The 22,859-nt window shown below is 61.7% G+C and carries 29 protein-coding genes; 17 read left to right on the plus strand and 12 right to left on the minus strand.

Features of this window, described 5'->3' with window-relative positions; all coding sequences use genetic code 11:
- Positions 1-88 precede the first annotated feature (88 nt).
- Positions 89-340, minus strand: a complete 252-nt coding sequence (locus ACVIGB_RS03165) for a hypothetical protein (RefSeq protein ID WP_456718191.1) — start codon at positions 338-340, stop codon at positions 89-91.
- 124 nt (positions 341-464) lie between these two features.
- On the opposite strand from ACVIGB_RS03165, the gene ACVIGB_RS03170 reads away from it, so the two are divergent.
- The 3 genes from ACVIGB_RS03170 to ACVIGB_RS03180 are packed head-to-tail and all read left to right on the plus strand — an operon-like array spanning position 465 to position 2,493.
- On the plus strand, positions 465-1,010 hold the full coding sequence (locus ACVIGB_RS03170; RefSeq protein ID WP_456718190.1) for a hypothetical protein: 546 nt from the start codon (positions 465-467) through the stop codon (positions 1,008-1,010).
- Positions 1,007-1,717 (plus strand): DUF2491 family protein, encoded by a 711-nt coding sequence (locus ACVIGB_RS03175; protein ID WP_456718189.1) that lies wholly within the window; start codon positions 1,007-1,009, stop codon positions 1,715-1,717. The genes ACVIGB_RS03170 and ACVIGB_RS03175 overlap by 4 nt, the downstream gene beginning before the upstream one ends.
- Before the next feature lie 14 nt (positions 1,718-1,731).
- Positions 1,732-2,493: a hypothetical protein gene (locus tag ACVIGB_RS03180; RefSeq protein ID WP_456718188.1), complete on the plus strand. Its 762-nt coding sequence runs from the start codon at positions 1,732-1,734 to the stop codon at positions 2,491-2,493.
- A 72-nt stretch (positions 2,494-2,565) separates the two neighbouring features.
- On the opposite strand, the gene ACVIGB_RS03185 is transcribed toward ACVIGB_RS03180, so the two are convergent.
- From ACVIGB_RS03185 to ACVIGB_RS03210, 6 genes are all read right to left on the minus strand, one after another.
- Positions 2,566-3,300 carry a hypothetical protein gene (locus ACVIGB_RS03185; RefSeq protein WP_456718187.1) on the minus strand — a complete coding sequence of 245 codons (735 nt, stop codon included), beginning with the start codon at positions 3,298-3,300 and terminating at the stop codon, positions 2,566-2,568.
- A 31-nt stretch (positions 3,301-3,331) separates the two neighbouring features.
- Positions 3,332-3,670, minus strand: coding sequence for a hypothetical protein (locus tag ACVIGB_RS03190; protein ID WP_456718186.1), 339 nt, complete (start codon positions 3,668-3,670; stop codon positions 3,332-3,334).
- A 27-nt stretch (positions 3,671-3,697) separates the two neighbouring features.
- Positions 3,698-4,144, minus strand: a complete 447-nt coding sequence (locus tag ACVIGB_RS03195; protein WP_456718185.1) for a hypothetical protein — start codon at positions 4,142-4,144, stop codon at positions 3,698-3,700.
- A gap of 11 nt (positions 4,145-4,155) precedes the next feature.
- Positions 4,156-4,761, minus strand: a complete 606-nt coding sequence (locus ACVIGB_RS03200; protein ID WP_456718184.1) for a DUF262 domain-containing protein — start codon at positions 4,759-4,761, stop codon at positions 4,156-4,158.
- 229 nt (positions 4,762-4,990) lie between these two features.
- A complete protein-coding gene (locus ACVIGB_RS03205; protein WP_456718183.1) occupies positions 4,991-5,536 on the minus strand; it encodes a hypothetical protein in 546 nt (181 codons plus the stop codon).
- An 18-nt stretch (positions 5,537-5,554) separates the two neighbouring features.
- Positions 5,555-5,968, minus strand: a complete 414-nt coding sequence (locus ACVIGB_RS03210) for a helix-turn-helix domain-containing protein (RefSeq protein WP_456718182.1) — start codon at positions 5,966-5,968, stop codon at positions 5,555-5,557.
- A gap of 161 nt (positions 5,969-6,129) precedes the next feature.
- Between ACVIGB_RS03210 and ACVIGB_RS03215 the strand changes: the two genes are divergently transcribed.
- The 9 genes from ACVIGB_RS03215 to ACVIGB_RS03255 all read left to right on the plus strand — a co-directional run bounded on the left by ACVIGB_RS03215 (position 6,130) and on the right by ACVIGB_RS03255 (position 13,013).
- Positions 6,130-6,726 carry a hypothetical protein gene (locus ACVIGB_RS03215; protein ID WP_456718181.1) on the plus strand — a complete coding sequence of 199 codons (597 nt, stop codon included), beginning with the start codon at positions 6,130-6,132 and terminating at the stop codon, positions 6,724-6,726.
- Positions 6,723-7,595 (plus strand): hypothetical protein, encoded by an 873-nt coding sequence (locus tag ACVIGB_RS03220; RefSeq protein WP_456718180.1) that lies wholly within the window; start codon positions 6,723-6,725, stop codon positions 7,593-7,595. Before ACVIGB_RS03215 ends, ACVIGB_RS03220 begins: the two co-directional genes overlap by 4 nt.
- A complete protein-coding gene (locus ACVIGB_RS03225; protein ID WP_456718179.1) occupies positions 7,595-8,551 on the plus strand; it encodes a hypothetical protein in 957 nt (318 codons plus the stop codon). Before ACVIGB_RS03220 ends, ACVIGB_RS03225 begins: the two co-directional genes overlap by 1 nt.
- 8 nt (positions 8,552-8,559) lie before the next feature.
- Positions 8,560-8,745 (plus strand): hypothetical protein, encoded by a 186-nt coding sequence (locus ACVIGB_RS03230; protein ID WP_456718178.1) that lies wholly within the window; start codon positions 8,560-8,562, stop codon positions 8,743-8,745.
- A 1-nt stretch (position 8,746) separates the two neighbouring features.
- Positions 8,747-9,865 carry a hypothetical protein gene (locus tag ACVIGB_RS03235; RefSeq protein ID WP_456718177.1) on the plus strand — a complete coding sequence of 373 codons (1,119 nt, stop codon included), beginning with the start codon at positions 8,747-8,749 and terminating at the stop codon, positions 9,863-9,865.
- A gap of 208 nt (positions 9,866-10,073) precedes the next feature.
- A complete protein-coding gene (locus ACVIGB_RS03240) occupies positions 10,074-11,717 on the plus strand; it encodes a hypothetical protein (protein ID WP_456718176.1) in 1,644 nt (547 codons plus the stop codon).
- A 9-nt stretch (positions 11,718-11,726) separates the two neighbouring features.
- Positions 11,727-12,245 carry a DUF6884 domain-containing protein gene (locus ACVIGB_RS03245; RefSeq protein ID WP_456718175.1) on the plus strand — a complete coding sequence of 173 codons (519 nt, stop codon included), beginning with the start codon at positions 11,727-11,729 and terminating at the stop codon, positions 12,243-12,245.
- A 277-nt stretch (positions 12,246-12,522) separates the two neighbouring features.
- Complete coding sequence (locus tag ACVIGB_RS03250) at positions 12,523-12,765, plus strand: colicin E3/pyocin S6 family cytotoxin (RefSeq protein WP_456718174.1); 243 nt, start codon at positions 12,523-12,525, stop codon at positions 12,763-12,765.
- On the plus strand, positions 12,762-13,013 hold the full coding sequence (locus ACVIGB_RS03255) for a hypothetical protein (RefSeq protein ID WP_456718173.1): 252 nt from the start codon (positions 12,762-12,764) through the stop codon (positions 13,011-13,013). The genes ACVIGB_RS03250 and ACVIGB_RS03255 overlap by 4 nt, the downstream gene beginning before the upstream one ends.
- A 169-nt stretch (positions 13,014-13,182) precedes the next feature.
- Here ACVIGB_RS03255 and ACVIGB_RS03260 read toward each other — a convergent pair whose 3' ends face one another.
- From ACVIGB_RS03260 to ACVIGB_RS03270, 3 genes are read right to left on the minus strand one after another with little or no spacing between them, the layout of a single operon-like run.
- A complete protein-coding gene (locus ACVIGB_RS03260; protein WP_456718172.1) occupies positions 13,183-13,404 on the minus strand; it encodes a hypothetical protein in 222 nt (73 codons plus the stop codon).
- Positions 13,405-13,412: 8 nt separating this feature from the next.
- Positions 13,413-13,760, minus strand: coding sequence for a hypothetical protein (locus tag ACVIGB_RS03265; protein WP_456718171.1), 348 nt, complete (start codon positions 13,758-13,760; stop codon positions 13,413-13,415).
- A 55-nt stretch (positions 13,761-13,815) separates the two neighbouring features.
- Positions 13,816-14,100: a hypothetical protein gene (locus ACVIGB_RS03270; RefSeq protein WP_456718170.1), complete on the minus strand. Its 285-nt coding sequence runs from the start codon at positions 14,098-14,100 to the stop codon at positions 13,816-13,818.
- 269 nt (positions 14,101-14,369) lie between these two features.
- Between ACVIGB_RS03270 and ACVIGB_RS03275 the strand changes: the two genes are divergently transcribed.
- Positions 14,370-14,777, plus strand: a complete 408-nt coding sequence (locus ACVIGB_RS03275) for a hypothetical protein (RefSeq protein ID WP_456718169.1) — start codon at positions 14,370-14,372, stop codon at positions 14,775-14,777.
- 33 nt (positions 14,778-14,810) lie between these two features.
- On the opposite strand, the gene ACVIGB_RS03280 is transcribed toward ACVIGB_RS03275, so the two are convergent.
- On the minus strand, positions 14,811-17,510 hold the full coding sequence (locus tag ACVIGB_RS03280) for a DotA/TraY family protein (RefSeq protein WP_456749082.1): 2,700 nt from the start codon (positions 17,508-17,510) through the stop codon (positions 14,811-14,813).
- Here ACVIGB_RS03280 and ACVIGB_RS03285 point away from each other — a divergent pair.
- The 4 genes from ACVIGB_RS03285 to ACVIGB_RS03300 all read left to right on the plus strand — a co-directional run bounded on the left by ACVIGB_RS03285 (position 17,509) and on the right by ACVIGB_RS03300 (position 20,977).
- On the plus strand, positions 17,509-17,766 hold the full coding sequence (locus ACVIGB_RS03285; protein ID WP_456749083.1) for a hypothetical protein: 258 nt from the start codon (positions 17,509-17,511) through the stop codon (positions 17,764-17,766). The two genes, ACVIGB_RS03280 and ACVIGB_RS03285, sit on opposite strands and share 2 nt — an antisense overlap.
- 779 nt (positions 17,767-18,545) lie before the next feature.
- Positions 18,546-19,136, plus strand: a complete 591-nt coding sequence (locus ACVIGB_RS03290) for a hypothetical protein (RefSeq protein ID WP_456718167.1) — start codon at positions 18,546-18,548, stop codon at positions 19,134-19,136.
- 305 nt (positions 19,137-19,441) lie between these two features.
- Positions 19,442-20,533 carry a hypothetical protein gene (locus tag ACVIGB_RS03295; RefSeq protein WP_456718166.1) on the plus strand — a complete coding sequence of 364 codons (1,092 nt, stop codon included), beginning with the start codon at positions 19,442-19,444 and terminating at the stop codon, positions 20,531-20,533.
- Positions 20,534-20,542: 9 nt separating this feature from the next.
- Positions 20,543-20,977: a hypothetical protein gene (locus tag ACVIGB_RS03300; RefSeq protein WP_456718165.1), complete on the plus strand. Its 435-nt coding sequence runs from the start codon at positions 20,543-20,545 to the stop codon at positions 20,975-20,977.
- Here ACVIGB_RS03300 and ACVIGB_RS03305 read toward each other — a convergent pair.
- Positions 20,946-22,850, minus strand: a complete 1,905-nt coding sequence (locus tag ACVIGB_RS03305) for a hypothetical protein (protein ID WP_456718164.1) — start codon at positions 22,848-22,850, stop codon at positions 20,946-20,948. The two genes, ACVIGB_RS03300 and ACVIGB_RS03305, sit on opposite strands and share 32 nt — an antisense overlap.
- Between the last annotated feature and the right edge of the window lie 9 nt (positions 22,851-22,859).

Genomic DNA, 22,859 nt, shown 5'->3' on the forward strand with positions numbered 1-22,859 from the left:
GGTAAAAGCACTTCCGAACCCGTTAATGATGTTGTGGTCAACGAGTAATCTAATCCCTGCTGCCTCTGTAAGTGGGCTTCGTCCCCCCTTATGTTCCCGTGCGAGCGGCGTCCTGCCGTTCTGGCAAACTGGGGGCACTCTTGCTGGCAAGGCATCTCTCTGCGATCGCGGCTATCGCGGTCCTGGCGGTCGCATCTGGACCGGCCTGGTCAAAGAGCGGCAGTTCCGGAGGCTTTTCTTCCGGATCAAAGTCATCATCATTCTCGTCCGGCATAAAGCCCGCCGCGCCCTCGTTCAGCAAACCATCCGTTCCGGCATCGCCCCAGCCGGCCGCCGCCACGCCACGTCCGGCCCCTTCGAGCTCAGGAGGGTTCAGCGCCTCGGCGCCAAAGGCTCCGACGGCTGTCCCTGCCGTTCCCGTGACCCCGCGAGCGTCCGCCTACGATACGCATGTCAACCGCGAGATGAGCTCGAAAATCTTCGAAACCCGGCAGTCGCCGGCGTTCAAGGCCAGCGTCGGCGATCGCACGTTTACGCCACAGCAGGTTCATGAACGGCGCGACACCTACTTCCGGACGGTCTATCGCGACCGTTACATCCCAACACCGAGCGTAAGCGGATCCTACGGCTCGTTTTCATCCGGCTTCATGTGGGCGATGATCTTCGACGCCGCGTTCGCTCGCAATCACGCCGACGATCCGGCCTACCGACAATGGCGCCGCGATGCCGACGAGCGCGCACAGAGCGACGCGAAACTGAAGGCGGAGCTCGACGACCTCGACCGGCAGGTCAAGGAGCTCGAAGCCAAAGGCGATCCCAAGGACCCGAACTTCATCCCAAAGGATGTTCCGCCGGAGGTCATCTACTCCGACGACGTGCTCACCACGAGCGCCTCAGACGGCAAGACCAATTGGCTCGCCGTCATCCTGAAGGTGCTCGTGGGCGCAACGTTGGTCATCGGCGCCATCGCAGTCATCGCGGCCGTCCGCCGCAGAAGGGCTTTCGCATGAGCTTCGCACTTGTCGGACAGATGCTGGCCAACCGCGTCGGCATCGCCCCCAAGCACGTCATCGATGGCCCTCTCTCGGCGATCCCCGGATCGCTCCAGAAGGCCCGTGCAGGCGGCGTCATCGACCTGTCCTCTGCAGAGGCAAGCTTCATCACAGCCGAGGCCGCTGACGCCCTGATCGGGCGACCCCCGGTACTGCGCGCGACGGTCATCGCACAGGGCCGGATCCTGGACGGTGAATTTGCCATCCATCGCTTCTATCTCGGCTCGCAGACCGGAGAAGCTCCGACCAGCTTCCTGCAAGTGATCACGCAGCGCGATCAAATCGTCGCCGGCGAAATCAAGCTCTTCCGGAAGCTTGCCGAAATCACCCCCAGCTCGCCTGAGGAATGGGACCTGTGGCTCGTCGGCAGCGATGATCAGCCGCCGCTGCTGACCGGCCCATCCATCCGTTGGCAGGGCACGTTCGAATTCAACCGCGCGTGGTCTCCCGGGCCGCAGCCGGTCGATGCCAAGCAGTACGTGGAGACGATCCATTCTGGCGAAGGTGATCATCAGGTCGCCGAGAGCGCAATGCTCTTCTCCCGTGCGCTTACTCCGAATTTCCCCGAATGGCTCCAGCTGGCGCTGTGCCAGTCGGGCGCCGAGCGGTGGATCGAAGCCTACGTCGGCATATCGCTCGACGCCGGCGAAGTCACGTCAATCTAAACAGAGGTAGGACCATGAACTTGAACTTCTTCGGCTCGTACGCCACCACCAAGGTGAAGGATGCCGCCAAATCCGCCGTCGATGCTCTCGTGGCTTTCGATCCCGAGGGCGCCACGCAGGCTCAGATCTCGCTGATGGAACAGTCGCTCGACACCCTCGGCGTGAAGCTCTCCTCCGTTCAGCGTCAATACGACGAGGCCAAGCAGCACCTCGATGCGGCCCTCAAGTTGAATTCGACCAGGCTGACCGCCGCCGAGACCCTGCAGCAGCAGATCGCTTCCGGCGACGCTTCCAAGCAACAGAGCCTCGACACCCTGCTCGGCATCATCGAGCAGGCCCAGCCGGAGCTCGACGCCCTCAAGAGGGACGAGAACGACGTCAAGGGCTACCTGGCTGAACTGCAGACCGCCTATTCGTCGGCGGCCGAAAAGCTCAAGGCCGCCCATCGTCAGCTCGACGAGGCTCACCGCAACATGGAACGTGCCAACCTCGCGTCCGAGCGCGCCAAGGACCGCGCAGATACCGCGGCAATCGCCTCCGGCGTGCGCTCGGGTGGCGATACGCTCAACGTCGCGCTCGACGCCATGCAGCGCAAGACCAGGGCCGCGGAAGATGCGGCGGCGGCCGCCAACCTGAAGGCCAACACGCTGGCCCCCCAGGATCACGAGAAGGAGGATCCGAATATCGCGGCCGCGCTCGCCGCCGCTGCAGGCGCGCCGACGGCGCCGCAGAGTTCGGCGGATCGGTTGGCTGCTCTGAAGAACCGCGCCGCCTGATCGCGTCGCTTGTCGGGACTGACCTTGAGCCGCCGGCAGCAATGTCGGTGGCTCTCTCCTAGCGGACCACAATTAGGGGGTCGGCGATGCCTTGGCGCCTTCGACCGGCTCCGGATCCAGCTTTCCGCCCCAGCCGTGGATCCGCCCGTCGTCTCCAATCTCGAGCTCCATCTCGCCGAAGGACTTCGACGCGGCCGTCAAAATCTCGCCCACCGACTTCTCCCAATCACCGTCCCAGAATCCGACACCGTGGCCGGCCCGCGTAAGCCAGAAGTCGTGGCCAGCACAGGACTCAACGGACCCCTCCGACCGGCGGCGCAAATTGTCGTCCGTCAGCAGATGACCGTAGAGCTCCTGGAATCTTGCGCAATCCGCCTTGATGCGCTCCAGCGTCTCCGGCGCAATATGCTCGGGGCTATAGTTCGCATCAAAATGGTCTCCGCCGGACTCGTCGGATGAATCCATCGTGCTCCAGAGCGCGGCCTCGATGTAGGCTTTGGTGAATTCGTCGAGTTCTGGCATCCAGCCCTCCACCGGCGCAGTGCGCAGATAGTCGAGCAAGGCATCGAGCTCGCGGTTCTGTTCGATGAGGTTCTCGCCGGCCGCAGCATTGACCTTGGCCGCCTGGCGGCAGTCGGTTTCGATGTAGGCGATGCAGGACGCGCGATGGTCCTCGCTCTGCACCACGCCCCTTTCATCGAAGCCGTACATGCAGGCTCCCGGATCACCGGAGGTCATCGCCGCTCCCCAGGTTGCGGCGGTAGCCCAGAACTGCTTCGGCGTCATTCTCTTCGTTTCTACCGTCATGTCCGCGTCCGTCATTTTCCCGCCCCTGCCTTCAAACCGGAGACAATCCCGAACCAACCAGACTCCGATAAGCATCGTGATCCATGGCTGGCTTGTCGTTTACACGAACCTCGACGCCGTTCGCCAACGCGGCCGCTATTACATCGGCAACCGCACTGTCTCGCTCTGCGATGGCCTTGGCGATCACATGCGGCTCGCTCTCCAGCAGCCGCCTATCCTCGAGCATCATCACCCGGACATCCTCCAGATGGTTGTCGGTCACCACGGCATCGTAATCGCCGCGATCGCCGATCGTCCCGATCATCTTGATGTTCACAAAGACTTTGTTCATGCTCGCTCCACCGTCGATGGCGCGAGCATATCGCGCCATCTCGCAAGCCGGGAGCCCCAGATGGGCCTAGGGTGAAAATCCGGCCGGCACGCGCCGCCCGAGATCAAAGACAGCGCAATGAGAAAGCCAGGCGGCCGGATCGGACAGCAGCACCTCAGTCCGGCCATGCCACCCCACGAGCCCCGCCTCCCGGAGGCATTGAGCAACCGTCCCCGTTCCCGCTTCCGGATCGCCGCACAGTTCAGTGCAGAGCCGCTGCCAGGTCTCGATCTTACGAGTGTCAATGAGCCGGAGATCCAGCGTGGTCGTGAACGCAAATAACCGCCGATCACCTTTGAAGCGTCCGGTCGGCACGCTCTCCGACCAGCCCGCCCACCTGGCCGCCTCAGCCCTGGAGAAGGCGAACCAAGCCGGCCCGTCCGGTACCAGAAATTCTCCAGCACAATCCGTACCGTGGAACAGTTGCGCGCCGGTCGGCAGCACAAAAGTCGGATACTTCGAGACGTCCAGCATGAGAGACCTCGCTAAGGCACCGGCGCCGACGGCCCTTCATCGGAAACCGGCAACACCTGTTCGCCGGCCGGCACCGCGCGCTGATCCTGCGTATGAGCGACACCGCCGAAATTCAAGCGATCGTAGAGCTCCCGTAGCTCCGCCTGATCCTGGATCGAGGTCTCGAAGGCCGAGAACGGCATCCTGAGCAGCTGGTGGCGCTCGCGCCGGGGCACCTCAGACCAGAGCTTGCCGAACACTGGGAACTTGTCCGAAAAGAACCATTCGAGCGCTGTCAGCCGCTGCTGCCCGTCGATCAGCCAGTTGTGGGTGACGTCCATCACCTGGCGCCCGTCGACCTGCACCATCGGGAACAGTTCCGCGTTGTTGTAGACGTAAGTACCTATATGCAGGCCGAGAATGGCGCTTTCCACAAAGCGGACCATGCGATCGCGATCCCAAGCCAAGGAGCGCTGGAACGGCGGGAGCGAGAACCCGAGAAGCCGCGGCTGACCCGGATAGTCGAATTCGGCGGCTTTCCCGGGATCCTCCCGTTCAACCTCAAAGTTGTGGTGCAAATGCTCGACGCTCCACTGTCGGACGGTCCCGCGCAGCATTTGGATCGGCCAATCGTTCATCCTCTTCGATTCCTTCTCCGACAATCGAATCCTTGTGCGTCTATACTTCGAACTTGAAAATTAGAAACAGGATTTCCACCGGAAACGAAGGATAGGCGTTTGCCTCGACCCGGCCTCAACTGTATTCACAAGCACGTAGCGCGCCTGTCCGCACGCTACGTTCCCTTCTTTTGTCGGAAGGGGTTCCTCCCTAGACTTGGGCCGCCTTCGCGCGGCCCCTTTTTTTGGCTCAAGCAGCAAAACCGGGCGGCCAGCGCAACTGGTCGGGCATCGCTTCATAAGGAACCCGAAGCCGAAAGAGGCTGAGCATATCGCGCTGGAACAACTTCCAATCCTGCCGGTCCGGATTGCGCTTGGACGTGCCGGTGGCCTCAATGAAGAGATGTTCCGGCGAGAACGCTGCCAGCTGACGACGTCCGGACACCCGGAACACCTCGACCGCAGCGGCGTTCCACTCCAAGATCACGTCACCAACCTGGACGGTCCAGGGGCCGGGATGGTTCGCGCCGCGCCATCCAGCTAACGTCAGATGGTAGTGAACCGCATTGTTCACAAACCGACGCCGGATCAGCGGTGGCCGCACCGCCCCACGCATCGTTGTCTTCGATGGAATTTCCTTCGGGCGAGATCGGGCTGGCAGCATCCCGAGCACGATCCGCTCGATCCCTTTCAAGTGGATCGCAGACAACTCCGAGAAGGCGGCTTGTCCGCCTTTCGCCTTGAGTGCCCGGAGCACCACGAACTCGCCGTAGCTTCCGCCGTTCGCCGCCTTCATGTTCCGATCTTCAGCGCATCATTCCTGGGGCACACCGGCCAGCTGCTCGACGATTTCGACAATGTTGCGCTTGCCTTCGGTCGATAGCAAGGGAAACGCCTTTGCCAGGCGTATGGCAAACGAATCCTTTGCAAATAGATCCATGGCCGTGACCTGAACTGCTCCCTTGACGGTCTTCATCCCCTCGAAGAAATACGCTGGCGAGACTTCAAGCACCTCGGCGAGCTGACGAATTCGACCGGCGCCGACGCGATTCAGGCCCTTTTCGTACTTTTGAACCTGCTGAAAGGATATCCCGACCCTTTGACCAAGGACTTCCTGTGAGAGCTCAAGCTCCAGGCGTCTGCTTCGAATACGGCCGCCCACATACACATCCGTTTCGTCCGAGGAACGAGGCGAATGCGCCTTCCGAGCAACCTTCTTCCCTTTCACGATGGAATTCCTTTCGTTGAAAACCTGAACCTGTTTTTTGCGGGGGCAACCCTACAGATCCCCTCAAACAATACAACCCCAACCAGAGGATCTGGGTTAATCCCTATCCTAGCCTGAAAGAGCCAGTTTGCCGCTTTAAAGGATTCCCCTAAGGTAGATCCATGGATTTGCGATACCGCGGAGCACCAGTCGTCTTCCTCGATTACGAGGCTTCCGGCCTGTTCGCCGACAGCCACCCGATCGAGGCCGGCATTGCCTCCTGGGACGGCGTCGCGAGCGCATTCCTTATCGCCCCGCACTCTTCCTGGGGACCACACAGGTGGGATTATTCCGCCGAACGAATACACGGTATCCCTCGAGTTCTCCTCGAACTCGAAGGAATCCCATGCCCGGAGGCCTGCAATCGCCTGATCAATCTGACGGCTGGCCATATCGTACTCAGTGACAATCCTGAGGCCGAACGCATGTGGAGCGAAGCCTTGTTCGCCACAGTTGGCCTGCCGGCGCCATTCACGATCGTCTCCGCGGACGAGGCAATCTTTGAGGCGGTCCGCGAACTCGGCTTTGACGAAGGCGAAGCTTTCTTCGTGATCCGCTCATTCATCAAGAAATTCCCCTCGATCCACCGCGCTGGTCCCGATGCCGAAAGATTACGCGCGCTGGCGCGGTCGGTCCTCGATCGAGCTTTCCGGGACGAACTGTTCGGCAAGCCCGACTTCGCCGCCGGCTGGGAGCAACGCATCGGAGAGATCGTGTGACGCGAAAACGCACCATCAAATTCGACTGGACTACTTATCAGTCCAGCGCTCCAGCTTACGCCAACAAGTGGAATGTCGAATTCGACGACGCAAGCGGCGCGGCCCGCGCGGTTGCAATGGACAGCGACACCGCACCTGCCTTGATCTCCTATCATGGGCGATTCTGGTCTCGGATCACCCGCGGTTCTATCCCGCTCGCCGTGAAGGCCGCCGACTATGCCTATCGGTTCGCTTGCGACATGCTGAGTACAGTGGGGTTTCTGGTCTTCGAGGACGACCTCTACCGCCTATGCGAGCGCAGTCCTGTTATCGCGATCACCTATAACCCTTATCACGGCTCTCTCCGGCTACATTACCCCGAATTGGTCAAGCCGCATCTCATTCCCTCCGATCCGCCTGAAGTCTACTACCGACTGGATGAATACGCCGCCGCCCGAGCCTTGTTCGGCGATTTTCCCCAGCGCGTCCCCGTTCGCGTCGCCTATGCAGAACCTGAGCGTTACACCGTTCTGGTGCCCGAGCTGCTCGACGACCCGACGGCGATGTCGCTTCGGGCGGTCTTGCCCATGATCGTGTCCGCCCTTCACCGCCGGTTTGAGGTCCTTCCCAGCCACATGATCCAGGACTGGCTCGCGTTGCGCGCCGGTTCGTCCTTGCAGGGCGAGCGGATAGACACAGACGAGGTCGCCGCATTGCTCGGCCGGCTGTCACGATCAGGCATCGCACTCCTCGAAAGCGCGCCGGATCGTTACGGACCAAACGACTGGCTACGACGAGCCTCAGAATATGCCGTCATGCTGCAGTTACGTCTCCAGCCGTCCGGAGCCGTAGACGAAGCTATCGAGATGCTGTCCGAGGCCCTCTTTTGATGCTCCCGACCCAGTCCATCACCTTTCGCCGCGATCGGTTCGGGCTCGAACGCACGGTGTGCCTTCCCGTGCTCGACGGCGCCTGCGAAACCGTCGCCCGGTGGACCTCATGGGGAGCCGAGTTTCCGATCATTCACGCAGATAACAGATTCTATCGTGTCGCCAGGCGCTATTCCGACGATGGTGAGCGTCCTGCCTTGGCCTTGCAGCATCTGTCGGAGCGAGCCGAACTGAGCGAAGTCGACATTGATCTCGCTCGCGATCGCCTCGCCTTGCACAAAGGCCGTCTAATGGCAGCAATTGCCAAGCCAGTGTGGCTCTTGCGCGTCGAAGACACCGGCAATCGGATGCACATCCGGGAGAATGCCCGCCAGGGGATCACGGTACGCTTCTCAGCAGATTTCGGCAGTGATTTCTGGCGTTCGATCGACCCCCTCACAACCTCGCAGGCCCCCACAGTCGCGTTCTCACTTCGTCGTCGCGCCGAGGCAGAGGTCCTCGTGCAGCCTCTCGCAGGCGAGATTCCCTACGGCGACATCCAGTCCAGCACTGACCGCGTCGAAGTCCTTCGTCCCGACCTCTTCGAAGTTGACGACGTCGCGGTCTCGACCCGCCTGATGGGGCAGATGATCATCGCCCTTGGACACGCTGCTGCGCCAGCACTCTCTCGCGCCGCGATCGATGAGTGGCTTGCACTACGCATCTTGTTTGGCGCTCAGACAGCGGCCGACACGGCCGAGCTCGCAGCAATTTGGCGACACACGACAGCCTTCTTGGATCACTTGCGGATCACCGAAACCAGCGCCCCTGAACTCAACACGGTTCTCAAACGCGCGCGGAACGCCTGCACGCTGCTCGTCCACCGTGCCGCTGCTGACCTTTCGCCCAAGCTCCGCGCATCATCTGGGGCCGACCTTGACGTCAACGCGATCGAGCTCGCCGCGGCGACGATTTGAGGTCACGAATGTCGACCATCCCGTTGATCCTGCACCCTCCGATCGAGGCCAAGACCGAGCTGGCCGCGAGCTATCCCCGGAGCGGCTTTCAGTTCGAGATCCCCGCCCACATCCACACACAGCTCCTGTCGTTGCGCCTTGCGACCGAACCCGATCTGATTCCTCCTGACCCGTTCGCTGGATTGCAAATCTGAAATGACCACCATATGGACCGAGTTCGACTTCGAGGCTGTCATCCGCCGGAAGGGACACCGAAAGACCGAGACGGTGATCGTGCGCGAGCAGGCGCCGTTCGTAATACCATCCATCACCGAAAAAGATGCGCCCGTTGCGCTTCGCTTTACAGGCGCGGTCAAACGGCCACCTGAAACCAACGTGATCCGCTTCCACGACGAGGCTCTCTACGCGCCACTGCTCGACCGCAAATTCCTCCCGGTCAAGGCCGTCGGCTCACCGATCGCGGACGCGTGCACCGAACTCTCGGAAACACCATTCTGCGAAGGCTTTATCGATCGAGGCGCCAAGTTCGTCACCAACGATACGCTGCCGCTCGGTATCAAATCCGCCACGAACAATCGCGCCTCGGTCTATGCCAAACGGCAGGGCGCAGCCGCCGAGACGCTGCTCGATATCGATGGCAATCTGTTCTTGCGCATCCCCGAACCTACCCTCGCGGTCCTCATCGACTTTGACACCAAACGGGTCAATATCCGCTACGAAGCGTTTCCGGGCGCTGCGGAGCGCAACCCGGCGACGGGCGCCGCCGTGGATCGCGTCGTCGTGGCGCAGGTCTCCCTCGATCAAAAGGACCTCGCTGTAGACATCGCCAGACGCGTCGGAACGGAGCTCTCCCTCAATGTCGACGAGACGCCCTGGCATGGCTTTGCTCACTCAAGAAGCGGCACCACGCAGGTTGTCGACGCGTCTTACTTGCGCTCTGACCCCTACACTGCGACCCTTGACCGCACGATCTGCTACCTTCTCAAGGCCTCCCACGAGACACTGATTACCGCCAACGATGCCTTCGTGCTGACCTGGGCCGACATGCGGGAAAGCCGCGAAGCTCTGTGCGCTGGGCACGCCGACGCGCCGGAGCTCGCCTACCGGGCCATGCGTGAATTCCTGGCACGGGCGCCGGCACAGAGCGAATTCCGCGTCAAGAAGGCCCATGAGCGTTGGCAGACCCGGACCCTGCCCGTGCTTCGCGCCAGCCTGAAGTCTCTCGAAATTCTGAAGGATTTTTCGCGATCTTCCGTCCCTTCGATCGGAGCGCCGGTCATTGCTAACGAAGTAGGCGAATCCTTGATTCGTTAATTGTCAGAAACCAATGTTGGTGGCATGATGCTTTGAGGACAAGCTGGGGACAATGGCCGATCGCCGTTTGAGCTCCAGAAGTTCTAGAGTTGCCGCCTCGTCAACCCCAGGGCTTTCCCCCAATGCCCCCAGGCGCGGCGGTAAAAGCGGCCACGGACGACCTGATCTGGCCCCCAATTGATCGGGTCAGTCCGTGGCCCAACCTCTGATGCCCAAGGATTCGATTACAAAACAAAAATCGCGATCGCCTACAATTTTAGGCGTGGGCATAACCCTTTCCAGACGGGTTGTGGATAAGGTGATCGCAATGATCCCCCGCACACCCACCTCCCGTACCAAAATCGCGATCGTGATGGCCGTCCTGACGGCCCTCTACCTCACCCTCGAGATTCCCTTCGGCGCATTGCTGCTCGATACCGTCTCCTCGGCCGACGCCGACGCCGACGCCATTGCACGCCTCGAGAAGCTCGGACGCCTGGTCGCCGGCACCGCCCTCGCTCTCGCCGTGCTTCCTTTCCTTCTCAACTCCGGTCGCGTGAAGGCCCTGCCTGCCGGCCTGATCTCCGTCGCCATCATTGCCGCAGCATTCGTCGGCCAGCGCAGCCTGGTTGACGGGATTGCCGATCGGTCGAACGGCGAAACCCGGTCGCGCGCCGTACAGGCGCTCACCATCCGCGAAGCCATGGAGCCCAAGACCGCAGCCGACCGCGCTCTCGTCTCGCTGTCCCCGCTTACCGCCTTCGTCCGGCCGGACGCCCTTCGCGAGGCTGGGGGCCTCCAGGACCTGACGCTCCGCCGCGCGCGCACAATCCTTGGAGACGAGGCGACTTTCCGCTCTGGCGCATATTCCCAAGCAACCGACGCCGCACGCTCGATGTTCGATGCCTATCGGGCGGCGGACCGCGCGCTGACAAGCTCGAGAGCAGACGCTCACGAGTCCTCTGCCAAGGCGTGGCGCAAATGGTACGACTGGCTGAATTCGCGGACTTACGGCCTTGCCGTCCGCGAAGGCATCCGCAGCCAGGAAGACGTGCGTGCTTACGGCCGCATCGCCCGTCAGCAGGGCGTCCCGGTGCCTGAGGGCTGGTATTCGCTGGACGAGGCAACCTTCCGCGCTGCCGCCGAACACGCCTATCTGGACGGGATTGCCAAGCGGGCAAAGGCGTCTCCATTCTCCGGCGTGCGCCCGGGCATCACCGATTTTTCGACCTTTGTCCGCGAGGCGGCCATTCAGGAGAAGCTCCGTCAGGTCACCGGTCCCGTCGCCGTCGCGCTCACCGGCTCCGACGCCAGCGCGGCGTCCTTCCGCGACACCGCATGGAAGCCCGCGATCCTCGCCGTCCAGACCCGCATCATGAACGAGACCGTCGCTTCGCCGACCCGCTATGCCGACGGTGGCGACCTCGCCGAGGCCGGCCGGAGCGCCATGCGCTCGGTTTCTGTGCCCCCGATTGCGCTCGCACTGTCGATCGCCGGTCTCGCGCTGCACTTGTTCAAGTTCGCAAACTACCTGCTCCTGATCGCTTTCAGCCGGCGCGGCAGCCCGCTCTCCGTTACCTCCGTGCGGCTCGCCGTGGTCGCAGTCGTGCTGGTCGCCGCCACGATCGTCCTGCGCGATCGGTCGCTTCCCATCACGCACACCGCCTCGTGGGAGGCCTCGCAGACCGCCATCGCCGCCACCTACGGCGAGACCGCCGCAGCGGCCGCGACCTTCGTGATCGAGATTCAGCCGGCCACCTACGGCTTCTCGTCCGAGATGGCCTCCCTGCCTCATTTCTCGGCCATCGCCTCGTGGGTACGCGGCCCGCACCACGCCGCCAACCCGAAGCTTGTCATTGCCGACGCGCGCTGAAACAGACCAATGCGTCCCGACAAGACCATCCTCTTGATGCCCTGTAGTGGCAAGAAGCTCGATCACGCGGACCAGCCCCGCCGGCTCTACACCGGCCCGATGTGGCAGACCTTGCGCACTCATCGTGGAGAGCTGCCCTGGCGCAATGTCTTTGTCCTTTCAGGCCGGTTCGGCTTCGTCACCGCGGAGACCTTCATCCAGACCTATAACGAGCGGCTCACCCGTGAGAAGGCCGACTACCTGATCCGCGGCGGCATTCGCGCACCAAACAACCATTACGGCAAGGCATCCCCAGGGGGCCCCGGGCCGGCCGACGTAGTTCGCCCCTACGCCTACAAGGATCGCCGGCCCTTCGAGACCGTGATCAGCGCCGGCGCCGGCGAATACCGGCGCGTGTTCGAGGCCTTCATCCCTCAGTTTATCGCCGATGACATCATCGCAAGCGACGCCAAGGTTCTGCAGGTTGCCGGCGGGATCGGCGAGCAGCGCGCCCAGCTCGGTCGGTGGTTGCGGGGGTTATCCAAATGAAATTGATAGTCTCTTTAGTGGTGGCGCTATTCGCCGCTAACTCATTGGTCGCGCCGCCAGCCCATGCCGGTTTGCTCAGAAAAGCACTTGCAGGTAGCGTAGGCATTGGTGCCGCACTTGCGCTATCGCTCGCTGCAAAACGCGCATCAAAGTGCGCATACAATATTGACCAGTGTCCCGGTGAGCGAGGGTTGGCCAACAAGATCACTTCGCCCTGGAGTCGAGGATAGTTCAAGCGCCGGGGGAGCCCGACGACGGTGTCCTTCTCAGCCAGGGAATGAAGCCTCCCCCTAAGGAGCTTAAAGGCTTCCCGGGCTCAGTTCGAACAAAGCCGAAGACCCCCTTTCCGGGAGGGCTTCGCAGGAGATGGAAGCTGGCTGGCGGCGGATTTGCCGACTGGGACTACCAGCATGGAGAAATTGAGATCTACAATGATCAAGGCAAGCATAAGAGAGCCTTCGATCCCGCTACCGGCACGCAGATCAAACCACGAGATCCAACGAGAACGGCCCCAAAATGACCTCGCTCGCTACTTTCGTATGCGTTTGGCATCCAGAAACTGAAGAACTGCTGTTCGAGGGATCGAGCTCGACCGTCGGATTGGAGGAAATTCGTTCGGTGGTTGGACACGACTCATTCCCGGAGGATCCAGAAATGATTGCTGTTCATCCGATCACCCGCGACCAGGGAATGAAGCTGATTGATATGATGGGCTTCAAGTTTGAAGGCGACGGCGAGTTCCAGATCTCGCGTGAACTTGTCGACTGAGCAGGGTCCTCGGGGTACCGAGCCCCCCAAGAGGAAAGCGGCCTTCGGCCGCCTCTCGCTTACCTCCTCGCCCTGAACGACGGATTTTCTCGCGTAGAATTCGATGAGCTAGTTGTCCGTGTCGGGCGAACTTTCGAAGAGCTCGCGCCGGCCGATTAATCATTCGAACTCATCTGATCGAGCGCTTCGACGGCTTCCGGTCCGCGATTTGGTCAAGGCGCTCCTCGATGTCTTCGCGAAAGGCGACGTCGGTCCCGCCGGGGAACAGCAGTTCGAACTCCTCGTCGGTGGCTTGGAAGATGGAGAACGTGGCGTTTTGCGCTCCATCGATCACTTGAATATTCTTCATCGCACGCCCCGCCTTCTGTACTCGTGCTCCGAGCTGGATCACCCCACGCGCTAGGGCGACAGAGCGCCCGCTTCAGGCTGCGGTCCATACTTTCGGATAAGCTCTATGGCGATCTTCCGGTTTTCACAATACGGCGACAGATACTGCGATCCCTCCGCCCCGTACCGCACCCCGACGCAGATCGTCTTGGGGTCCTGCGACCCCGCGATCAGCAGATAGCCGTCCAGCTTCTCACCGTACCTGTGCCAGTGTTGAAGGACGTAAGCCTGATCCTGCTGGCGAACCCCTTCCGGGGTCGAAACAGTCCCGCCTACGCAACAGGCCACAAGCTCTTCGAGCGGCACCGGAATCGCCTCCGACCAAGGATTCGGGAAATGGACTTCCGGAGGTTCAACCATGTCCGCCCGCGCGATGAGCTACCCCGACGATAATACCCGCGATCCGCGGAAATCTCTAATAGACCCCACAGCCCCGCCAGGCGCCGAGACCAGCAAAATCAGCATCCGGGATAAAGCACCATCCCGATACTTCCAGCAGACCATCGCTCCAGGGCTGAACCTCGACCGTCGGAGCCGGGGGCACATAGGCGAAGGGCCGCACGACATGATGCGTACGAACCCGCACCGGCCGCATCTTCGCTGACCCGAACTCCTTGCCAATGACAGCAACTTCGGCCGCTTCGGCTTCCACCGTAAGCAGCGACATCAACACGGCCACCCCAACGCCCAGTTTGAACATCCGATCGTCCCCTCCTTGAAGCCAAACACTCTTGCAGCAGGCGGCCTGCCAGACAACCCGAACTTCCGACTCCTCCCCATGTGGTCGTCCGAAAGCACTCTTACGACATCCTAGACTTCATTCACGCCGTCAACCTGCAGTCTATCTTCATTCAAGGACTCGATTATTATGTTCTTCTCTTGGTAACTTGTTGTTAACTACCTTCTATACACGTGCTAGACTTCCATCCTCTGAAGGACTAGATTGCCAGGTGTAAAGGAGCACTACCTATGTTCAATGTTGATGGTTTCACGATGGGTGCGGCGGTAGCGGTTGGCGCGAACATGCGCGATCAGGACCATGCGCTCCAGGCCTGGATGGACGCCTGCACCGATCGCGATCAGACGATCGCCCAGCTCGAGGGCCGTCAGCGCGAGCTTGAGAATGAGATCCTCAAGCTCGTAAGCCAGGCTCAGGCAGATACGGCGACGATCGCGGCTCTGAACGCTTACATCAAGACCGTTCAGCAGATGTCGCCGAACTGCGAGGCACTCAAGCCGACGGGCGAGAAGTACGGCAACGGCGCGAACGTAACCGTCGCCGACCTCGAATACCGAAAGGCATTCGACGCTACCGCCCTCGTCCAGGGTCGCCCGGATCTCGTCGAGATGCGTCAGGCGAAGGCCAAGTCGGCCTAAGGACAAGCGGACCTAACATATTGAAGGTGGCGATCAAACCCGGTCGCCACCTTCACCTTTTGAACGACGCGTTTTCGACCTCGACGATCCGGACGACGAGCCAGTCAATGGAGCGGCCGCACGCTCAGAAGCCCGTCCGCTTGACCCAGGCTCGGTCCTGCTGTTCGGAGCGTCCTTTGTAGCCCCTCCGTCGTGCCGAGATGATGCTTGTCCATTTTGAGGCGTCGACCCATCCGAACCGGCTGATGGCCCTGCATCTTTGCCTGGCTCGTCGGCCAACGTAGCAGATCGCGATCCGCTCTGCGCCGGCGAACCACCCGGCGACGTCGATCCGCCGCCCCCCGGATTGTTTGCCTGCGTGTTGGGATTATTCATGGTCGCGATTTCGCTGGAGACGTCACCGCCCTTCCCGCCATTGCCGCTGGAATCTGACGGCTTCGGCAAGGGATTGGCGCCAGGGCGACGCAGCGCGCCGGCGGCGCCGGCACCCTGCAGCACCTGACCGCCGCGCGCCGACACGACACCGATGGCCGTGTGGGCTGCGCCCTTCGCTTCGTGATCTTCGCCAAGGTTCTCACCGCCGTAACCGAACCAACGGGTGACGCGGTCTGGCACCTGGGTAATCAGCTGGAACGACCGGATCGCAATCTGCAGGTTCAGGTAGGCGAAGATGCCAAGCAGAACCGTGAACGCGATCGGGCCGGAGCCGAAGCCCGCCGTGGTTTGGGCAACAGCCGGACCAAACGTAACGCTCAGGAACCAGGTCAACGCGCCCTGCACGAAGAAGGACATGAACAGGCCCAGCAGCATAAAGGTCGGCCGGAACAGCAGGTTGAAGGCGATCATATAACCGGGTCGCTGCACCTGATCGACGAATTCCTGACCGTCCATCCGGCAGTGGAAGAAGGCCCACAGCGGCGCTGCAATGAGCGCCTCCGCCATCAGGGTCAGCATGCCGACGATGAAGAACAGCACCATGATGTAGGGGATCATCGGGATGACGTACGCGAGCACGATGCCGAACCCCAGGATCAGGGTGATCAACATCATGAAAAACGCAGCCAGCGGCGTCAGAAACGCCGTCAGGACGGAGCCCAGAAGACCGCCGGTTGCGATATTTCCGACACCGGCCAGCAGACCTGCGGCCCCAAGCCCGCCAGCTGCAAGGGCGTAGGCGCCATACAACAAGAGAGCCCGGGTAATGATCTTGTGCCCCAGCAGCGTGATGTCACCCATCGCATTCAACGGGTTGATCATGCTCCACGACGCAAGATCGGTTCCGAGATTTTTGACGTCGATCATGTTCATGAGCGATTCGAACATGCTCGACGATTTCGGAGTGGTCAGACCGACGTTGGAGCCATTCGGGTCGAACTGCCCCGCGGCCGCGCCCGAGAGCGGAGCAATGTTCTGGTTCCACCAATCGTTGAACTGCGTCAGCGCACCAGGCTGATTGCTTGCCGCGTTACCAATCAGGATCGGTTTCAACTGCTCGTCGGCCGCGTCCGGATTGGGGTTTACGAACTTGGGCTTTTCGTTCGCAGCCGTGAACAGCGATCCCTGAATGCGGGACAGCGTCATGTAATAGAGACCGGCGGTCGCCCAACCGCCGTCCTTTGCCATCTGCTTGAAGTTATCGATCATCGACTGACTGCCGTTGCCGGTCGAAGTCGAATTCTGCTGGACAAGCTGGGTCGCGGCGTCCGTCATTGCCTTGTTGTAGGCGTCGCGCGCCGTCTGGAACGCGGTGGTAGCCTCCTGCACCGAGCTGTTCGCAACGCTCGAGCTGTTGTTGTTTGCGCTCCCCTGGCTCGCCTCGGTCGCAAAGTACGGCCCATTGGTCGACGATCCCGCGGCACTGGCGGCCTGGTAGTTCTGGTAGCTCTGCCCCGCTCTCTGAGCCAACGGCCGCACTGCCGCGACGATCTGATCGATCGCTGTTTTACGAGCGTTCGAGAATGCCGCCATGGCGTTCATGTCAGGATTATTGTTGGCACTACCCTGACCGGACGAGGCGGGAACCGTCGGGACCTCGATGCTACCGCAGATCGGCCCGTAGTCCATCGTGTTGCCGCTGACCGTTGTCGTCGTCGGCAACGCTCCGCTGTCGATCGAGCCCAGATTCCAGGTCGCCGTGAGATCCGGCGTGGAAATCGACGTGGTCCAAGGCACCGTCCAGCTAACGTTCGCCGGCAGAGCTCCGCCGCTGTATTTCCGACGATTGTAGTTCTGCTGCAGAACGGCGTAGCAGAGTTCGCTCGTGAACACGTTGTGCACGATCTCGTTGGTGGACACGAGATTGTTGAACATCTTCGGAAGATTCTGCGTTTCGGTTGCGGTCGGCGACGCAATCCCCGAGGTCAACGTGTCGACGTACGGGGTCCAGATCAGATTCGCGAGCTGCCCGCCGAAGGCCATCATGTAAAGAACGAGGATCTGCGCCACGCAGAAACCGTTGAACGCGGGCGCTAGGAAGCCCACTCCGGTCACGACACGGGTTGGCGCCCACACCTGATGCCACCGCTGACCGAGCACCTTGCCTTCCTGGGCAGTTGCCACGATTCCCGAGATCGTATGCCAGGCGACCTGCATGGTCGCGATGAAGAACAGCGCGCTGATAAAGGCCATGAAGGCCGCCGCCAAAGCTGTATGCGCCGGCGTCGACGCTCCGCTCTGACCCATCAGTCCCGGCACCGGTCCGGTATTGGGGGCGATGAAGGACATCAGCTTCATGAACAGGTCCTTCGACCCGTCAGGCACCTTGAAGATGTCCTGGGGACCCGTCATCGAGGACGTATTCGAGGTCGTGCCCGATGTATTGGCGGTCGCCGTCCCGGATGTCTGCGCGAAGGCAACGCCATGCCCGATCGTGCCGAACGCAATAGCGGTCGCGACCAGGATAACGGCCACCTTGGCGAGAGCACGCCCCCCTCCCTTGCCGCGCGACCTGACGGCCTTGCGCGGCAACAGGTCACCGGAGGCAAAATAGTCTCTCACCGTGTCGTAGCGCCGCCGGCGCATCAGCCAATTGGTGTAGGAATTGCGAAAAGCGAAGGCGGCCATAGGAATGATCAGCATGAACCGGAACACGGTATCGAACGGCCACCAGGCCTGTGCCGACGGCGGACTGTAGAGATACGAGACCCCGCCGATCACCATGATCAGCGCCATCATTGCCGCATAGAACCAGAAGCCACGGCACGTATTGTCGATGATCTTGTTGATGTCCTCGTCTCCCATGCGACGCTGAACCATCTCGAGTGCGAACCGAAGACCGCCTTCCGCCTCAAGTACAGGATTGACGTCCGTCTCCGACCGCCGGCCCAGCGCGGCCTGGTAAAAGCCCTTTCCGCGAGAGACCGAACCTCCCACTGCGCCGCGCAGGCTCGACCACGGCCCCCTCAGCACGCCGGCTCCGAGGAAATAGCGGAACTTGGAGCGCTTCCACTGCTCTTTGCCAATCACATCGTCGAACGCCTCGCGGAGCTGTTCGACGCCCTCCTCACGGTCTTCGTCGAGCGCGGTGCGACGCTTCGCCTGCGGCGCCTGCTGCGAGGCGGCCACCTGCCGCTTACGCGGCTCTGCGGTCTGACGACGTCCGTAAGACGGCCCACGATCCTGCGACATAGCAAACCTCCGAGATGCGCCGAGCGGCATCCGAAACCGATAGAAACCTTAATACAAGGATTCAATTACCGTGGACGATGGCATAGGCGTCCGCAACCTTCAACGCCGCCCACTTGGTCCTTTGCGGGATTTCCGCGTACTTTGTCGCTCATGCAAGAGAAATCACCCGCCAGCATCACCGCCTTGCGAATCCTATGGTGGCTCGCCCATGGCGGGGAGCCGCCCTATTGGGACACCGCCGGCCAACCAGCCTGGCGATCTACCCACCACTCGACCTGCTGCCCCCATGGGCTTGGCGAGCCATTTCTGCCGCGCTCGACCGTCGTCCGGATGCTGGCCGCGGGCCTGATCGAACTCGAAGCCGAAACCTACCCGGCCCACATCGTCGCGTTTCCTGACCCCACATGGACGCAACATCAGCGGCACGAACACGCCTGCCGGCGCCAGACCGGCCAGCCGACAATGCGCCCCCTCCAACGTACCCTGCTGCTGACCGAGAAGGGGCGCGCGCTCGCGCCTGAAAGCCCACCCTATCCCTGGCGGCCGGCCGCCAACGGACTGTCAGACATCACCAAGGACGAGGTTGAACGCCTGCAGAAAGCGACGGTCTACGCCACGTTCCAGCTCGCCGGCGCACTCCAGAGCGACGCGCACAAAACCCCCCGCCAGATGCCGACCCCGACGAATGTTGCGGAAAACGTGATTCCATTCGTGCGGGGTCGCCACGGCTGACACCGGAGATGCTAGAGGCCGGTCAGGCCCATTATCCAGCACCGATCGGTGCCGGGCACCCATGTGCCTTCGCCGGCGCGCCGCATCGAAGGAGTCGCTGACCGCTGTCTGGACGGCGTTTTGCTTGCCGATCTGGCCACCTGAAAGGAGCCTGCAGATGTCAAAAGCGCTCTGCTGTCGTGGGACGCGACTGCCGATCTCGCAGCGGATTTGACAATTAACCTTGACTATTTCAAGGATTCGATTGCCTACAATTAACCTGAATTGCGTTCTAAAGGCCACGCACTCAAGCTCAGGGGCTCAGGATGAAGTACGCCAACACCAAGCAGGTTCTCCGTTCCGCCCTCGCGATCGCGATGTGCACGGTTTTGTCCTCGCCGTCCTTCGCCATTATGGCCTGCGGCAATTCGTGGACCCCCACTCCTCCAGGATATAGCGGCGGCTGGGGACTCACGACCTTCGATCCCACGGTCGGAACAGCCTATGTGCCCCTCGGCGACTGGAATTGGCCCACGTATGGGAATTCCACCGCGCTGTTTGCCAGCTTCCTGGGCAGTGGTCCGTCGTTTTCGGCCGCGGATTATTCGCTCGATTGCTCCATCGTATTGGTGCCGCCAACGACAAAGCAGACCTGGACGACTGCTGGCGGCTGGATCACCACGCCTGTTGCTGGCGAATACGCCTGCCGCATCAACAAGGCGCCAACCGTCGACATGACCTTCGTGAACAATCTCCGCAGCCAGGGTTATACGGTTTCGGTCTCTTACCCCTCCGTCGACAACGGCTCGGGTGTCGGTATCGTGACCTGGGCCAAGCTCTCGAACGACTTCAATGTTCTGTGCCCGTTTGGCAAGAACGGTTACACCAGCGATACCAATGGCTACAGCCTCGGTCCCTACGCCTGTGCGGTCAACAATATCGGCATGGCCTACGTCACCGGCGCCGGTTACCAGAACCAGTTCGCGGGGGCCTTCGGCGTCGACATTCTCAACAAGGAGGCCGCCGCCGGCTGGTCGGCAACTGATCGCGCAAACTCCGCCGTTGTTGGCCTCTGGGGGCCGCACTCGAGTGTTGCTGGTGACTCGTGCCCGCTGCAGTTTTCTGGTGCATATCCGGCCGTCATGATTGGCACCTTCGTGGCACCCGCACCTCCTGCCCCGCCGCCGCCGCCCCCGCCAATCTCGGCGACGCCGGCGATCTCCAACCGGTCTGCAAGCCCGATCAACGTCGGCCAGGCCGGCGCAATCGGTAGCGCTGGCCGCGGCAACACCGTGGACGCTGGCGCTCAAGGCGATACCGCTTTCGACGTCATGGCCTTCTGCAGTGCGCCTTCGGCTCGCGATGGAAAGCCGCGATCGGCCGCCTGGATCCGCGCCTGCCTGACGTCCGGACAATAATCGCCTCGAATGGCCTTCACGTTCGAAGTAATCGACGCCGCGATCAAGGCTAGTGTCCCGCGCGGCGTCGGCTTCGGGGGACAATGCGCGGCCTTTGCAATTGCCCTCAATCGTGTACTCGGTGGCGGCGGGACCTACCTGTGCGCCGACGGGCAACACTACGAGTATGTCGAGCACGTCGCACTACTATTCGAGGGCAACATCTACGACGCCTCCGGCTTGATCAATCTCAGTCGGCTGAAGGAATACGCAGATCCCGACGACGGCGATGAACCCGCGATCATCGAAATCGAGGATGACAGCGTGCGCGACCTCGTCGATTCGACCGGCGGCGGGATCTGTCCACCGCTCAACGAGAACCTGCTCGGAAGAAGGCTGAAGCGGGCTCTGTCGATGAGACGTTTCCGGCCCCTTAAGGCGCCATGCCCGCCAACTTCGCCTTAGGCGCCCCGACGCCGCAAGCCTCGGCAAACTCATCCAGGTCGAGCCCACGAAGGGGACGGGACAGAAGCGGCTCCCAGAGGCGCAGCACCGCCTCGATATGCGCGGGTTTTTCCACGTCGTAGCCTGCAATGGCAGAGACGGACAACTGCTCCTCAACCGGCTTGAGGCCTGCGTGATCGACCTCAAGGCGCGGCTGGCCTCTGACGCCCACCAAGCCCCTTTGATAGGCCCAGAGAACATCCCAGGCTGCATCCTCCGGAGTGCGATTTGCGCGGCCGCGGTGCTGGAGCATCATGTAACGCGCGTCACCGTTGATGTCCGGAGCCCGATAGCGGAACTCCGCAGTGGATCGCCGCACCCTGCTTCCGTCTGTCATGATTTCTCGGATTGACACGATCCGGCAATGCCCCTCAAGGCTGGCGACCACATAGTTGAGCCCGCCGACGCAATGATCCAGACCACGCATTCCGTTCGCGTCAACTCCGCTCGCTCCCTCATCGGCGAGCATCTGCTGACTGGTCAGCGGCATGATCTCGAACCTCCGCCCGTCGACAACCATTTCCTGGCGCGGCAAGCCCGCCCGCCAGACGCGGTCTTTCGAGAACTGCGGTGAGACCTTGGCCAGTTTTCCCTCGAGCTTTGCACGCGTCAGGTGCCATTTGACGGAGTTTTCAAGGATACCGGCCATCGAGGCCTCGCCGAACAACACCCGCGCAATTGCCTCTCGATCCTGAAGATAAGTAAACTCGAAATCTCTGCGAACGTTAGCTGACACGCTGTCCGAATTCAGGACTTTGAGCGGGTAATAGACCTGTGCGGTGAACGCCCAGATGAAGTCTCGCACGTTGCGAGCGCCCGCCTTCAAATCGACGCCGGAAGTGCCTCCGGCCTCATCCGGTTCGAACAGAGGGTCAACCCGTGCCAAGGCGTCGGCCCATCCTTCCCAGCGTCCTTTGGAGGGTGAAACGAGTTGCCTCATGGGTAAGTGAAGCGACACCTGCAGCACCCGGGCGGCTTCTCCGATACGCCAGGCCGCTTTCCAGGCCAATCTGTCGGCAGGCCACCAGTCTTCCGGGCAGTCACGCAGCATTGCAAAGAGATCGTTCGCGCCCTCAGCAAGCTCCCAATGCGGCTTGATCCTCTCGACGAGCTTGCTCAAGCGTCGGAGCTCCGCGGCCGGCGCAGCTGCAGGTATCCCGAGCGCCAACAGCACGTTGTGTTGAGGAGTGAGCTCCTCGCGCATCAGGCAGTTCGGCTGCCTGATCGCTTCATTGATCGATTTCGCGAAGACTGACCATTCCGTTCGCAATTTGGCGATCCAGGTCTGCCTTCCATCCGGCCCGTCGGCGCCGTATAGCCGCTGCCATTGCAACGCGGACATCTCGAAATCGAAGGTCGGCCGGTTCCGGACACCAGTCAGACCACAAATCTGATCCCGCAGCTGCGAGTGCCCGTTCACGTGAAAGAACGCAGCATCCCAAAATTCCGAGCTGCGTCCGCGTCCGAAGTTCCGCGCCAGCCATTCAAGCAACCCGCCGCCCTGTGTCATACACCAGGACTCCTTGTCGCCGAGCCCGCCCAGGATCCTGCCGAATTCCCTGTCGAACATCTCCCGATAGCTCTCGGACGTAACCGTCTGCTGAACGAACTCCTGAGTGACCTGACGCCCTTCCGCCGCCGGCAATTCCATCGCGATCGGGTAACCGTCCCCGCAGAGCCCCACCAGCAACAGACGTCGCACCGCCGGACCACCACGCTCCTGAGGCTCCGGCGTCTCGAGGGCGACCACGCTGCCGCCATCGGCAAGCGCGAACGTGCGCACCGGAAAGGCCTGTCTTAAGGCGGAACGGATGTCGTCGCCGACGCTGCTCACGCGCGGACC

The sequence above is a fragment of the Bradyrhizobium sp. USDA 4341 genome (assembly GCF_054063755.1).

Excerpts from the sequence above, each read along its gene's own strand:
- ACVIGB_RS03190 (WP_456718186.1), bottom strand. The coding sequence starts at position 3,670 with ATGGCGCGATATGCTCGCGCCATCGACGGTGGAGCGAGCATGAACAAA.
- ACVIGB_RS03280 (WP_456749082.1), bottom strand. The coding sequence starts at position 17,510 with ATGAAGCTGATGTCCTTCATCGCCCCCAATACCGGACCGGTGCCGGGA.
- ACVIGB_RS03275 (WP_456718169.1), top strand. The coding sequence starts at position 14,370 with ATGTTCAATGTTGATGGTTTCACGATGGGTGCGGCGGTAGCGGTTGGC.
- ACVIGB_RS03230 (WP_456718178.1), top strand. The coding sequence starts at position 8,560 with ATGTCGACCATCCCGTTGATCCTGCACCCTCCGATCGAGGCCAAGACC.
- ACVIGB_RS03300 (WP_456718165.1), top strand. The coding sequence starts at position 20,543 with ATGGCCTTCACGTTCGAAGTAATCGACGCCGCGATCAAGGCTAGTGTC.
- ACVIGB_RS03240 (WP_456718176.1), top strand. The coding sequence starts at position 10,074 with ATGCCCAAGGATTCGATTACAAAACAAAAATCGCGATCGCCTACAATT.
- ACVIGB_RS03175 (WP_456718189.1), top strand. The coding sequence starts at position 1,007 with ATGAGCTTCGCACTTGTCGGACAGATGCTGGCCAACCGCGTCGGCATC.
- ACVIGB_RS03180 (WP_456718188.1), top strand. The coding sequence starts at position 1,732 with ATGAACTTGAACTTCTTCGGCTCGTACGCCACCACCAAGGTGAAGGAT.
- ACVIGB_RS03285 (WP_456749083.1), top strand. The coding sequence starts at position 17,509 with ATGAACAGGTCCTTCGACCCGTCAGGCACCTTGAAGATGTCCTGGGGA.
- ACVIGB_RS03255 (WP_456718173.1), top strand. The coding sequence starts at position 12,762 with ATGACCTCGCTCGCTACTTTCGTATGCGTTTGGCATCCAGAAACTGAA.
- ACVIGB_RS03170 (WP_456718190.1), top strand. The coding sequence starts at position 465 with ATGAGCTCGAAAATCTTCGAAACCCGGCAGTCGCCGGCGTTCAAGGCC.
- ACVIGB_RS03250 (WP_456718174.1), top strand. The coding sequence starts at position 12,523 with ATGAAGCCTCCCCCTAAGGAGCTTAAAGGCTTCCCGGGCTCAGTTCGA.
- ACVIGB_RS03205 (WP_456718183.1), bottom strand. The coding sequence starts at position 5,536 with ATGAAGGCGGCGAACGGCGGAAGCTACGGCGAGTTCGTGGTGCTCCGG.
- ACVIGB_RS03265 (WP_456718171.1), bottom strand. The coding sequence starts at position 13,760 with ATGGTTGAACCTCCGGAAGTCCATTTCCCGAATCCTTGGTCGGAGGCG.
- ACVIGB_RS03225 (WP_456718179.1), top strand. The coding sequence starts at position 7,595 with ATGCTCCCGACCCAGTCCATCACCTTTCGCCGCGATCGGTTCGGGCTC.
- ACVIGB_RS03295 (WP_456718166.1), top strand. The coding sequence starts at position 19,442 with ATGAAGTACGCCAACACCAAGCAGGTTCTCCGTTCCGCCCTCGCGATC.
- ACVIGB_RS03195 (WP_456718185.1), bottom strand. The coding sequence starts at position 4,144 with ATGCTGGACGTCTCGAAGTATCCGACTTTTGTGCTGCCGACCGGCGCG.
- ACVIGB_RS03235 (WP_456718177.1), top strand. The coding sequence starts at position 8,747 with ATGACCACCATATGGACCGAGTTCGACTTCGAGGCTGTCATCCGCCGG.
- ACVIGB_RS03215 (WP_456718181.1), top strand. The coding sequence starts at position 6,130 with ATGGATTTGCGATACCGCGGAGCACCAGTCGTCTTCCTCGATTACGAG.
- ACVIGB_RS03185 (WP_456718187.1), bottom strand. The coding sequence starts at position 3,300 with ATGACGGTAGAAACGAAGAGAATGACGCCGAAGCAGTTCTGGGCTACC.
- ACVIGB_RS03245 (WP_456718175.1), top strand. The coding sequence starts at position 11,727 with ATGCGTCCCGACAAGACCATCCTCTTGATGCCCTGTAGTGGCAAGAAG.
- ACVIGB_RS03200 (WP_456718184.1), bottom strand. The coding sequence starts at position 4,761 with ATGAACGATTGGCCGATCCAAATGCTGCGCGGGACCGTCCGACAGTGG.
- ACVIGB_RS03270 (WP_456718170.1), bottom strand. The coding sequence starts at position 14,100 with ATGTTCAAACTGGGCGTTGGGGTGGCCGTGTTGATGTCGCTGCTTACG.